The organism is Arthrobacter sp. Soil_N43 (assembly GCF_057655195.1).
Map to the genome: position 1 here is coordinate 67072 of NZ_JBDGML010000091.1, position 12574 is coordinate 79645.

Consider the following 12574-nt stretch of genomic DNA (forward strand, 5'->3'; position numbering starts at 1 on the left):
GGGGCCTTAAGTGTCCGTTCGCACCGGGAATTCCGAGCCGAGGGTGGACAGCACGCCGAACGCCTTGGTGCGGATTTCCTCGTACTCCTCCTGGGGCACTGAATCGGCCGTGATGGCGCCGCCGACGCCCAGGCTCAGGGTCGCCGTCGGCCCGCCCGCTGCGCGGTCCTCGTCGCCGGTCTGGATCACGAGCGTCCGGATGGCGACCGCCAGGTCCGTGGCGCCGTTCAGCGAGAAGTAGCCGATCGCCCCCGAATAGACGCCCCGCGGCCCGTCCTCGAGCCGGTCCAGGATGGCCATGGTGCTGATCTTCGGCGCCCCGGTCATGGAGCCGGCGGGGAAACACGCGGCCACGGCTTCGGCCCGCGGCGATCCGGGCAGGAGCTGGGCATCGATGGTGCTCACGAGCTGGTGGACGGTGGCGTAGCTCTCGATCTCGCACAGCCGGCTGACGGTCACGGACCCGGGCTCGGCAAAGTGGCTGAGATCGTTCCGGAGCAGATCGACGATCATGATGTTTTCGGCCCGGTCCTTCAGCGAGGTCGCCAGGTCGTGCCGCAGCTCCGCGTCCGCCTCCGGGTCGGCAGCCCGGCGCCGGGTGCCCTTGATCGGTTCGGCGCGCATGCCGCCGTCGGACGCTATCCGCAGGAAGCGCTCCGGGGACGTGCTGGCAACCGTGAGACCGCTGAACCGCAGGTAGCTCGCGAAAGGCGCCGGGTTCCTTTTCCGCAGCGCCAGGTACGTGGGCCACGGTTCGAGCCCGTCCGCGGGCACCTCCGCGGTGAGGGAGGTGGTGAGGCAGACCTCGTACGAGTTGCCGTCGGTGATCTCGTTCTGGGCGTCGGCGATCTTGCGCTTGTAGCTGTCCTCGGTATCGCGGCTCGTAAACTCCGGGGCAGGGAAGGGCACGACGGCGCTGCTGCCGTCGACTTCGGGGGCACGGCCGGAATCATTCGCGGGAGCCCTGCCCGTGCCGTGGGCGGACGCCGCTGCCACGGCGGTCCGGGCGCCCGCAAGCCAGTCGGCGGCATCAGGGGCGTCGAGGGCCAGCAGCCAGGCCGTGCCCTCGGCATGGTCCAGGACCACCGCCCGGCCGGCGAAGATCAGGGCAGCGTCCGGAGTGTCGGACTGCACGTCCGAGCCGCCGGTTTCACGCTTGAGCTCATACCCCAGGTAGCCCAGCCAGCCCAGCGTGAAATCGCACGAATAGCCCTCGGGGCCGCGGACTGCCTTCCGCCCCCACACGGTCTGGAGCCAGCGGAAGAAGGGCCCGGGCACTTCGGCGGTGGCGCATCCTGCGGTGATCCTGTTGGTCCCTGAACGGTGCCGCACCGACTGGCCGAACGTGCCGCCGTCGTCCGCCAGGATGCTGAAGCGGCTGCGTTCCGCGGCCACCGCGGCCACCGCGGCGTCCCGGTCCGGTCCGCTGTGCCTGCCCTGCGGCGCCGGCGGGACCAGCGAGGAATCCAGCCAGACGGCATTCGCGGAGGTTCCGAACAGCGATTCGAACAGGGCTGCGGCATCAGGGCGGGCCTCGATCCGCTCGGAGTGCAGCCGCAGGCCCCGGCGCGAGGAGAGCTCGGGAACCAGCACGGTGGCCAGCCCCGGGAGGTACGTGAGAGCCTGCAGGACGTCCGCCGGGGCGGTGTCATCGGCGCGGTTGAGGACACGGACGTCCGCATGGCCGCGCACATCGTCGGAGGCAAGGAGTTCCGCTTCCTGGGCGGCCCACTGGTCCCAGTAAGGCTCGTAGGTCTGGCCGTCGCGCTCCAAGGCGCGCGCGCGGCGTTCGTCCTCCGGTGCGTCGGCCCAGATGACGGCGTCCAGCATTGGCCGGGCCGCCGCGGCGGCGGCCCCCACCCCTTCCACGATGACGATCTCCGCGGGCAGCGTCACCCGGGCATCGCCGTCGTAATGCTTTTCCCAGTCCCAGCTGACCCACGTGGCCGGCTCTGCCCGCCGCAGGGGCGCCAGCACAGTGCTGACGTAGCGTTCAACGCCGGCAGCGAGTCCGTTCCAGCCGGGGTAGATGTCCTCCAGATGGAAGAGCGCCACCTTGTGGTGGGTCCGCAGCCGGGCCGCGAGTTCAATAGCCAGTGTGGTTTTGCCTGCGCCTGACCGCCCGTCAATGGCGATGATCACAGGTGCGGGGGTCATGAAATAGAGCGTACCTGCTGGCTGTTCTGAAGTTTTAGCCGGGCTTCTTCATCTGCAATCGCAGACCGGACAAATTCGACGATGCCGGGCACGGCCGCCTGGATCTGGTCCCACACACTTTCGAAGTCGCTGTGGTCCCCGTACCAGGGGTCCTCGATGCCCTGGTCGAGCGGGTCCTGCGAAGCAGCAGGATCGAAACTGCGGAGCATGCGGACCCTCGCCCTGGTTTCACTGTCGGGGGCGGACGCCCGGAGCCAGCCATAGTGGTCCACGTCCAGGGCCAGGATCAGGTTGCGTTCCGTGTACCACTCCGGCCGCCATTCCCGGGCCACGTGCCGGTCCGAGGTGAGGTTGTGGGCGGTCAGTTTCCGCGCTGCGCGGGTATCAATGGGCCGTCCCGCCTCGTAGGCAGTGGTTCCGGCGGAATCCACGACGACGGCATCGGCCAGCCCCGCCGCTGCGAAGGCTTCCGCCAGTATCAGCTCTGCCATCGGGGACCGGCAGATGTTGCCGGTGCAAACCGCGATGATCCGGTAGGGGCTCGTCGTTGAGGACATGTTGCTAAGCATGGGGGATGCCGCTGCCCCTTGGCCAGTAAGTAGCCTTATTGTTCACAACATTTCTCCTGGTGTCAGTGGAGGGGCGGGCTCGGCGGACCGGGGCGTCAGTGGATCAGTGCCAGCAGGATGCCCACGGCGACGAACAGGATGCCGAAGACCCTGTTCAGGATGGTCTGCCCGCGGGCATTGTGCGTGAAGCGCTGGAACGACTTCGCCGCCGCGGCGAAGAAGAACCACATGACCAGAATGTCGATGATCACCACGGTGGCCGTGAGGACCAGGTACTGCGGCAACAGCGGGTGTGCCGGCCGGATGAACTGCGGCATGAATGCCAGGAAGAACACGATGGCCTTGGGGTTGAGCAGGTTGACCCACAGGCCCCGCCGGAACATGGACCAAGCGGGCTCGTTCCGGAGTGCGGCGGCCTTTTCCTGGTCCAGGTCGGGCTTGTGCAGGAACTGCCGAATGCCCAGATACACGAGATAGGCGGCTCCGGCGTAGCGGATGACGTTGAAAGCGACAGGCGAGCCAGCCACCAGGACGCCGACGCCGAGTGCCACGATCACCACGTGCACTATCAGGGCCGCCTGCTGGCCGAGGATTCCCCAGATGGAGCGGCGGAACCCTGAAGTCAGGGAGTTGCTCATGGTGTTGATGGCGCCCGCGCCGGGAGTGAAGCTGATGAGGACGCCGGCGCCCGCGAGGGCCAGCCACAGGGAGGATTGCACCCATCAAGCTTAGTGCCGTCTGCCGGGGGTGTTGCCCGGGGCAGACGGACCGTGAATGTCAGGCCCGCGCAATGACCTCGCCGTTAGGGATGAGGAACCAGCCGTCGTCCGTGGACCCCCAGCGGTGCCAGCCGGCGGAGATGCGCGTCAGGTCCGCCTCCTGCGCGAAGCCGTACTCGAGGGCCTGATCAGCGAAGGCCGAGTGCAGCACCCGCTCGCCCCATACGCGTGCCTGCCAGCGCCGCTGCTGCCCCGTGGCGTAGAGCCAGTTGCTGCTTGTCGGTGCGACGTCGGTGAAGCCGGCGGCCTGCGCCCACGACACCAGGCGGCGCCCGGCGTCGGGTTCGGCGCCGTTCCGCCGGGCGATCCGCTGGTAGAGGTCCATCCATTCGTCCAGCTCGGGGATGGGGGGATACCAGCTCATGCCGTGGAAATCGGCGTCGCGGACAGCCACAATCCCGCCGGGCTTGGCGACCCTGCGCATCTCGCGCAGCGCCTCCACCGGATCGGTCAGGTGCTGCAGTACCTGATGTGCATGGACGACGTCGAAGGTGTCGTCCTCGAAGTCAAGGTCGTAGATGTTGCCGGCCACGAACTCGACGTTCCCCACGCCCCGGTCCGCGGCGAGCTCCCTGGCATGCGCAATCACGTCGGGAGAGCGGTCCAATCCGGTGACGGTTCCGGGGTCCACCAGCACGGCGAAGTCACAGGTGATGCTTCCCGGTCCGCAGCCCACATCCAGCACCGAGACCCCGGGGGTGAGGTGCGGGATCACGAACGCCGCGGAATTCTCCGCCGTCCGGGAGGCATGGGCCCGGACCACCGACTCGTGGTGGCCGTGCGTGTACACATCGTCTGGCTGCTGCGCACTCATAGGGAAACGCTACTCCACCTGCGCCAAATGGAAACGGAATACGCACCGATCCCACCGTCCCGTTTACGAGGGTTTCCCGGAGGCTTCCTGGCCGGCGCGGACGGTGGCATCGATCATCGAGTTCATGAACCGGGTCACGGTCTCCAGCTCTTCGGCGCTGAACCCGGCCATGGCCGCGCCCATGTGCCGGGCGAGCGGACGGAACATGGCGCTGCCGTCGCGGTAGGCCTTGTCCGTCATCCGGAGCTGGACCTGCCGGCGGTCCTGGCCCTGGCGCTCGCGGACCAGGTGCCCCGACCCGCAAAGCCGGTCGATCAGCGCGGTGGTGGCGGGGGAGCTGAGGTTGAGTTCCTTCCGCAGCGTCCCGGGAGTGACCACCTGGTCCTTGGCGGAGTGCCGCATGATCACGGCGAGCGCGTTGAGGTCGGTGCGGTGCATGTCGTTCCGGCCGCCCGCGGCATCGACGTACCGGTTGGCTTCAAGGGTGAACTCCTGGAGCAGCCGAACCAGAGGATGCGGCGGACCGGCCTGCGGCCCGGGAACAGGGGATGCCGGAGCGTCCGTCACGTCCACCTCCTGTCCTGATTCATGCCTTCCGGAGTTTACTCCAGCGCAGAAGACAACCCGCATGGCATATATCTCCATGGTGGAGATAGTCTATGCTGGATTCATTATTGGGTGCCCGTCACCACCGGGTCGCGAACGACAAGAAGGACGCCATGAAGCAGCCATCCAGCACCGTGCCCCGTGTCCCGTTCTGGCTGCGCTGGCTCATTCCGGTGCTCCTTGTCCTCATCTGGCTTGCCGTCGCGGGCGTTGGCGGGCCTACCTTCGGCAGGCTGGAGGAGGTCTCTTCCAATGACCAGGCGTCCTTCCTGCCGGCGGGCGCGGAAGCTACCGCAGCTCGGGACTGGCAGGAAAAGTTCAGGGACCCGGGCGAGGTTCCCGCCGTCGTCGTGATTGAAAGCGAGGCCGCCTTCACGCCGTCCCAACTGGGCGAGGCGGCGGCCCTCAAGGGCGAGCTGGACGCGCTGCCGGCGGCCAGTACGGTCATCGGCCCCATCCCCGCCGAGGACCGACGGGCCGTGCAGTTCATCGTGCCCATTTCCTCGTCGGGCGAGGTCAAGGACGCCGTGCAGGAGCTGCGGGACGCGGTCCGGGCCGCAGCGCCCGAAGGCACGCAGACTTTCGTCACGGGCCCGGCCGGGCTGGCGGCCGACCTCGCGGGCGCCTTCGCCGGCATCGACGGCATCCTGCTGCTCGTGGCGCTGGGGGCGGTGCTGGTCATCCTCCTGGTGGTCTACCGTTCCCTTCTCCTGCCCGTGGTTGTGCTGCTGACCTCGGTGTTCGCCCTGTGCGCGGCCATCCTGCTGGTGTTCGGCATGGCGAAGCTCGGCTGGATCCAGCTCAACGGCCAGAGCCAGGGCATTCTGTCGATCCTGGTGATCGGCGCCGCCACCGACTATGCCCTGCTGTATGTGGCACGGTTCCGCGAGGCGCTGACGCATACCGCGGACCGGACCGCCGCCGTCGTCACCGCGTGGAAGGCGTCCTTCGAGCCGATCCTGGCGTCCGGCGCCACGGTGATCATCGCCCTGCTGTGCCTGCTGTTCTCCGACCTCAATTCCAACAAGGCCCTTGGTCCGGTTGCTGCCGCCGGCATCCTGTGTGCGCTGTTCGCGGCGCTGACCCTGCTGCCCGCGCTGCTGGCCCTCCTCGGCCGCGCCGCGTTCTGGCCGTTCTTGCCCAGGCTGGTGCCCGAAGGGGAGCGGGAACCGCGGCTGGCCACCGGCCTGGAGGGCCAGAAAGGGCTGTGGCGCGCCACCGGTTCCCTGGTGTCCCGGCGTCCACGCACAGTGTGGGTGGCGTCTGTCCTCCTGCTGCTCGCGGCGTCGGCGGGCGTCCTGCAGCTCAAGGCCAACGGCGTTCCCCAGACGGACGTCATCCTCAGCGCCTCCAATGCCGTCGACGGCCAGGACGCGCTGGCCCGCCATTTCGACGCCGGAAGCGGCAGCCCCGCGGTGATCGTGGCCACCGAAGCCAAGGCCAAGGAGGTGCTGGCGGAGGTCACGGTGTCCGACGGCGTGGGGAGTGCCTACCTGCTTGCCGACGGCGGCGTGCCGGTCGTTTCCAGCGAACCGGCGGCACCCGGTGCCCCCACCGCCCCGGCCGTCCGCGACGGGCGGGTGCTGATCAACGCCACCCTCGACTCCGCGGCGGATTCAAGCGACGCCGAGCATGCGGTGCTGGGGCTGCGGGAGGGCGTCAAGGGCGTGGACCAGGCAGCGCTGGTCGGCGGCGTGACCGCCACAGCGCTCGACACGAACACCACGGCCCAGCGGGACCTAATGACCATCATCCCCGTGGTGCTTGCGGTCATCCTGGCCATCCTGATGCTGCTGCTGCGGTCCGTGCTGGCACCCGTTCTGCTGGTGGCGTCCGTGGTGCTTTCCTACGCGGCGGCCATGGGCGTCTCCGCCTTCGTGTTCAACACCGTCCTGGGCTTCCCGGGAGCCGATGCCACAGTGCCGCTGTTCGGCTTCGTGTTCCTGGTGGCACTGGGTGTGGACTACAACATCTTCCTCATGAGCCGGGTCCGCGAGGAGTCACTCAAGCACGGCACCCGGCCCGGCATCCTGCGGGGGCTGGGCGTGACCGGCGGGGTGATCACCTCCGCCGGGGTAGTCCTTGCCGCCACGTTTGCCGCCCTCGGCGTCATCCCCATCATGTTCCTGGTGCAGCTCGCCTTCATCGTGGCATTCGGAGTGCTGCTGGACACGGTGCTGGTGCGCTCGCTGCTGGTCCCGGCGCTGGCCTACGACCTGGGCCGGCGCATCTGGTGGCCAAGCAGGCTGGGACGCGCGGAGCAGCACCCCCTCCCATCGGCGGAGGGGGCCGCGAGAGCCGATGTCCAGGGAGCCCGCGTCAGCTAGCGCGGGCGGTGCACGGCGCGCCGGATCCTGAAGCCGTGCCGGATCCTGAAGCGGGGCTGGAGGCCTCCGACTTCCACCATTCCACCGTCAGCCGGGCAGCGTCCGGCAGCGGCGTCGGGCCCAGGCCCAGCGCCGCCTCGCTGGCTGCCGAGCTCATCACGAACGGCCGCTGGAACTGATAGAGCATCTCGGCGAGCTCGCGGACGTCGGCCGAGAACACCCCGACGGCGCGCAGCAGCCAGCCCGGCAGGACACCCACCTTCGGCGACGGCAAGCCCGCGGCATCAGCGAACGCGACGGCAAGTTGCCGCTGCGTGGGGGCCGGACTGGTGGGAGCGTGCAGTACGCGGTTCCACAGCGAAGGGGTCTGTGCGGCCTTGATCATCGCCGCAGCCAGGTCCGGCACGAACGTGAATGAATGCGGCCGGTCCGCGCCGCCCACCACCTGCAGCCGCCGCCGCGCCAGGATCGCCGGCACCATGCGCTCCCCCGCGTGCGACATCCGGACCCGGGGGCCGAAAAAGTCGCCCGCAACCACGCTCACTGTGTCTGTGGCGCTCGCTTCCCGCGCTGCCAGGAGCGCCGTCCGCACGCCGCGCTTGCCGCCCCGGGCCGAGCGCGGGCTCTCCTCTGTCATCACCTGGTCCGGCTCGCTGTACGAGTAGAGACTTTCGGGAAAGACGACGACGGCGCCCGCCTCGCCGGCCGCCGCCAGCACGGCCTGTTCCGCCCGCGGAAGTTCCCGCTCCCATGCCTTGGCGCTGTAGGCCGAGCCGTGGATGCAATGGAAGACAGCGGAGGTGCCGCGGAACGACTCCGCCAGCAGCGCAGGGTCTGAAACGTCCACGGAGCGCCGTTCAACCAGGGGGTGCTCCGGGCCGCTGCCGGACCGCGTCAGGACGCGGACGCGGTGGCCCAGCCCGGCGAGCTGTCCGGCGACCGTCCACCCCACCGGCCCCGCTCCCGTGACGACGAATAGCTTTTCTGGCATGGTCTCCCCGCTTTCGTAAAGGTTATGAGAGCACTGCTCTCTAAGACAAGAATGACGGGTCCGGTTTCGCAGCGTCAAGAGCAGTGCTCACAATTGAGTTCGCTGCTCTGCCTTGTGCCATCCTTGGAGGATGGCTGACGCCCAGGATCCCCAGAAGCCCCAGACGCCACGTGAGCTGGCCCGCGCGCGCACCATCGCGCAGATTGTCCAGCTGGGACGGGAGCATCTCGCGCTCCATGGGGCGGCGGCGCTCTCGCTCCGCGCCGTTGCCCGCGACCTGGGCGTGGTGTCCTCCGCCGTGTACCGCTACGTGGAGAGCCGCGACGAGCTCCTGACGCTCCTGCTCATAGACGCCTACGGTGAGCTGGGAGATGCGGTGGATGCCGCCGTCGAGCCGTTCCCCGCGGACGACTTCCGGGGCCGCTTTGCCGCACTGGCGCACGCCGTCAGGGAGTGGGCGCTCAGGGAGCCGTCCAGATACTCTCTCCTGTTCGGGAGTCCGGTGCCCGGATATCAGGCGCCGGCGGAGCGGACCACCGGCCCCGGCACGCGGGTGGTCACCTGCCTGATGGGGATCCTGGACTCCGCCTACCGGGCAGGCAGGCTCGCTGCGCCGCATGGAACCGTCGTGGTACCTGCCCTGGCTGCCGACTTTGAAGCCATTCGCGGTGGACTGGACCTGGCGGTCCCGGACGCCCTGCTGGCCCGCGGCGCGCTGGTGTGGACGTCGATCTTTGGGGCTGTCAGTTTCGAAGTCTTCGGGCAGTACGGAGCCGACACGTTTTCCGCCCCGGATGAACTGTTTCAGCACCACGTGGACATGCTGGCCCGCGTGGCCGGATTCGAGTGACCGCGGCACCCTGTTGCCGCCTGCCCCGGCTGAGTAGACTGCCAGTGCGTCCGGCCGGGCGCGGCCCAATCCTCCGAAGGGGTGATCAAGCGATGACCGAAAACAGCGAGCCGAACAGCGCAGGAAAGACCCACGCCAGCTCCAGGAACCCGGCCCTCGAAGGTGATAGCGGACAGTACGTTGAAGGCGACTATGGCGATGCCGGCGTGGTGGGTGACGATGCCAGCGCCGATACGAAAGGCCAATACTCTGCCGGCGATCATGGCGACGCCGGATCGGCCGAAGGCCCCGCCGACGCCGAGGCAGGCGCCTATGCGACAGGCGACTACGGCGGGGCCGGCGCGGTGGGGCAGGAGCTGCCCGCCGGCCAGGCAGGGGGCTATGCGGGAGGCGACTACGGTACCGAATCCGCTCCGGAGCAGGGCGAGGCTGACGAGTTGAAGGACGAACTCATCGACGGCCAGGTCAACTCTCCCAAGAACAACGACGACGGCAGTTCCTCCACCGGAGGGTAAGGGTTGCGCGGGGGCGGTGCCCGGCGCACGTTCACGCAGGGCGAAACCGGATCCGTCCGCTCCATGGCCCCCGGCTTTCCGCCAGCTTCCGCGGATTTCCGGGGGCTATTCCGCTGTGCGGGTCCTGCGGAGATCCCAAGTTGAGCGTACTCGACTCAACTTTGGATTGACTTAAAAGCCGGGCTGAGTAAAGTTGAGTGCAGATCGCTCAAGGAGTGGGCGAGCCTCGATCTCGACAAGCCCGATCAGCGGCTGCAAGCCCGATCGGCAGCCTGATGCAGGGCGACGTCGGAGGCCGGGGCCACACAGTTTCCAAGGAAAGAAGGAAGCAACACATGTCACGTGCAGTAGGTATTGACCTCGGAACCACCAACTCCGTCGTCTCCGTTCTCGAAGGTGGCGAGCCCACCGTTATTGCCAACGCCGAGGGCGGCCGCACCACGCCGTCCGTCGTTGCGTTCTCCAAGTCCGGCGAGGTCCTGGTCGGCGAGATCGCCAAGCGCCAGGCCGTCAACAACATCGAGCGCACCATCGCCTCCGTCAAGCGCCACATGGGCACCGACTGGAGCGTCGCGATCGACGACAAGAAGTACACGGCGCAGGAAATCTCCGCACGCGTGCTGATGAAGCTGAAGAACGACGCCGAGTCCTACCTCGGCGAAAAGGTCACCGACGCCGTGATCACCGTTCCGGCCTACTTCAACGACGCCGAGCGCCAGGCCACCAAGGAAGCCGGCGAAATCGCAGGCCTGAACGTCCTGCGCATCGTCAACGAGCCCACCGCGGCCGCCCTGGCGTACGGCCTGGACAAGGGCAAGGAAGACGAACTCATCCTGGTCTTCGACCTCGGCGGCGGCACGTTCGACGTCTCCCTGCTGGAAGTCGGCAAGGACGAAGACGACTTCTCCACCATCCAGGTGCGCGCCACCGCCGGTGACAACCGCCTCGGCGGCGACGACTGGGACAACCGCGTCGTTGAGTACCTGCTGAACCAGCTCAAGGTCAAGGGCATCGATCTCTCCAAGGACAAGATCGCCCTGCAGCGCCTGCGTGAAGCGGCCGAGCAGGCCAAGAAGGAACTCTCCTCCTCCTCCAGCACCAACGTCTCCCTCCAGTACCTCTCCGTCACCCCCGACGGCCCGGTCCACCTGGACGAGCAGCTGACCCGCGCCAAGTTCCAGGACCTCACCAAGGACCTGCTGGACCGCACCAAGAAGCCTTTCCACGACGTCATCAAGGAAGCCGGCATCAAGCTTTCCGATATCGATCACATCGTGCTCGTGGGCGGTTCCACCCGTATGCCCGCTGTGTACGAACTGGTCAAGGAACTCGCCGGCGGCAAGGAGCCCAACAAGGGCGTCAACCCGGATGAGGTTGTGGCCGTTGGTGCAGCCCTGCAGGCAGGCGTGCTGAAGGGCGAGCGCAAGGACGTTCTGCTGATCGACGTCACCCCGCTGTCCCTCGGCATCGAGACCAAGGGTGGTGTTATGACGCACCTGATCGAGCGCAACACGGCCATCCCCACCAAGCGGTCCGAGACCTTCACCACGGCTGATGACAACCAGCCGTCCGTGGCCATCCAGGTCTTCCAGGGCGAACGCGAGTTCACCCGCGACAACAAGCCGCTGGGCACGTTCGAACTGACCGGCATCGCTCCGGCCCCCCGCGGCGTCCCGCAGATCGAGGTCACCTTCGACATCGACGCCAACGGCATTGTGCACGTCTCCGCGAAGGACAAGGGCACCGGCAAGGAACAGTCCATGACCATCACCGGCGGCACCGCGCTGTCGAAGGAAGACATCGAGCGCATGGTCCGCGACGCCGAAGAGCACGCAGCCGAGGACAAGGCCCGCCGCGAGGCGACCGACACCCGCAACACGGCCGAGCAGCTCGCCTACTCCGTGGACAAGCTCATCGCCGACAACAAGGACAAGCTGCCCGAAGAGGTCAAGACCGAGGTCCAGGCCGACGTCGACGCCCTCAAGAAGGCGCTCGAAGGCACCGACGATGCGGCCGTGAAGACCGCGTTTGAGAAGCTGCAGGCTTCCCAGACCAAGCTGGGCGAAGCCATCTACGCCCAGGCAGGTTCGCCGAACGGTGAGACCGGCGCAGCCGGTGCTGAGGGTGCGCCGGCCGGTGCCGCAGGCGACAAGACGGGTTCTTCCAGCGATGAAGACATCGTCGACGCCGAGATCGTCGACGAAGAAGAGAAGAAGTAACCATGCCTCATCACGGTAACGAAGAAGAGCACGGCTCTTCCCGCGACCAGGGAAGCAAGCGCGACGAGCCGGTCATCCGGGACCACCGCAAGGTGGACCCGGTGACCGGGGAGGCCCGCCACCCCAAAGGTGAGAAGCATGCCGAACCGGTGGTGGAGCCCCTCGAGACCTCCTCGGATTCCGACGGCGACGCCCTCGCCCAGGCAGAGGAAATCCTCAACCGGGTGGAGGTGCCGGCCGAGGAATCGGTGGCACAGGGGGTTTCCACCGGCTCAACCACTGCTGAGGCCACGGAGCTGAAGAACGACCTGCTCCGGCTGCAGGCGGAGTACGTCAACTACCGCAAGCGCGTCGAGCGCGACCGTGCCGTGGCAGGGGAGATGGCCGTCATCGGCGTCCTGAACTCGCTGCTTCCGGTGCTGGACGACGTGGACGCCGCCCGCCAGCACGGTGACCTCACGGACGGCCCGTTCGCCGCGATCGCCGCCAAACTGGAGAATGCGCTGAAGACCTACGGCCTGGTGCGCATCGATGAGACCGGTGTGGAGTTCGACCCCACGATCCACGAGGCCCTCATCCAGCAGCCCGGCGACGACATCGAGGTTGACACCGTCAGCCAGGTGCTCCGCTCCGGGTACAAGTCGGGCGAACGCGTCCTCCGGGCAGCACAGGTCATCGTGGCTGTGCCTGCGTAGCATTACTCCCGGTGGTTGAGCTTGTCAGAACCCAGGTTTCGACAAGCTCAAC

11 protein-coding genes are annotated in these 12574 nt (G+C 67.7%); 5 read left to right on the forward strand and 6 right to left on the reverse strand.

The window, feature by feature from the left end; all coding sequences use genetic code 11:
• Positions 1–6: 6 nt before the first annotated feature.
• From AC3A3W_RS10905 to AC3A3W_RS10925, 5 genes are all read right to left on the reverse strand, one after another.
• The gene (locus AC3A3W_RS10905) at positions 7–2157 is read right to left on the reverse strand and encodes a chorismate-binding protein (protein ID WP_487442705.1); all 2151 of its coding nucleotides are present in this window, start codon (positions 2155–2157) and stop codon (positions 7–9) included.
• Complete coding sequence (locus AC3A3W_RS10910) at positions 2154–2714, reverse strand: low molecular weight protein-tyrosine-phosphatase (protein WP_487442707.1); 561 nt, start codon at positions 2712–2714, stop codon at positions 2154–2156. The genes AC3A3W_RS10905 and AC3A3W_RS10910 overlap by 4 nt, the downstream gene beginning before the upstream one ends.
• Positions 2715–2821: 107 nt before the next feature.
• The gene (locus AC3A3W_RS10915) at positions 2822–3445 is read right to left on the reverse strand and encodes a LysE family transporter (protein WP_487442709.1); all 624 of its coding nucleotides are present in this window, start codon (positions 3443–3445) and stop codon (positions 2822–2824) included.
• 58 nt (positions 3446–3503) lie between these two features.
• Complete coding sequence (locus tag AC3A3W_RS10920) at positions 3504–4319, reverse strand: methyltransferase domain-containing protein (RefSeq protein ID WP_487442711.1); 816 nt, start codon at positions 4317–4319, stop codon at positions 3504–3506.
• Between the two features lie 63 nt (positions 4320–4382).
• Complete coding sequence (locus AC3A3W_RS10925; protein ID WP_487442713.1) at positions 4383–4886, reverse strand: MarR family winged helix-turn-helix transcriptional regulator; 504 nt, start codon at positions 4884–4886, stop codon at positions 4383–4385.
• 152 nt (positions 4887–5038) lie between these two features.
• On the opposite strand from AC3A3W_RS10925, the gene AC3A3W_RS10930 reads away from it, so the two are divergent.
• On the forward strand, positions 5039–7252 hold the full coding sequence (locus AC3A3W_RS10930) for an MMPL family transporter (protein WP_487442726.1): 2214 nt from the start codon (positions 5039–5041) through the stop codon (positions 7250–7252).
• On the opposite strand, the gene AC3A3W_RS10935 is transcribed toward AC3A3W_RS10930, so the two are convergent.
• Positions 7245–8243, reverse strand: a complete 999-nt coding sequence (locus tag AC3A3W_RS10935; protein WP_487442715.1) for an NAD-dependent epimerase/dehydratase family protein — start codon at positions 8241–8243, stop codon at positions 7245–7247. The two genes, AC3A3W_RS10930 and AC3A3W_RS10935, sit on opposite strands and share 8 nt — an antisense overlap.
• Before the next feature lie 130 nt (positions 8244–8373).
• On the opposite strand from AC3A3W_RS10935, the gene AC3A3W_RS10940 reads away from it, so the two are divergent.
• From AC3A3W_RS10940 to AC3A3W_RS10955, 4 genes are all read left to right on the forward strand, one after another.
• Entirely contained in the window at positions 8374–9093 is a 720-nt protein-coding gene (locus AC3A3W_RS10940; protein ID WP_487442717.1) for a TetR/AcrR family transcriptional regulator, read from the forward strand.
• Between the two features lie 92 nt (positions 9094–9185).
• A complete protein-coding gene (locus tag AC3A3W_RS10945) occupies positions 9186–9608 on the forward strand; it encodes a hypothetical protein (protein ID WP_487442719.1) in 423 nt (140 codons plus the stop codon).
• Positions 9609–9943: 335 nt separating this feature from the next.
• Positions 9944–11827, forward strand: a complete 1884-nt coding sequence (gene dnaK / locus AC3A3W_RS10950; protein WP_487442720.1) for a molecular chaperone DnaK — start codon at positions 9944–9946, stop codon at positions 11825–11827.
• Between the two features lie 2 nt (positions 11828–11829).
• Positions 11830–12522 carry a nucleotide exchange factor GrpE gene (locus tag AC3A3W_RS10955; protein ID WP_487442722.1) on the forward strand — a complete coding sequence of 231 codons (693 nt, stop codon included), beginning with the start codon at positions 11830–11832 and terminating at the stop codon, positions 12520–12522.
• Positions 12523–12574: the final 52 nt, after the last annotated feature.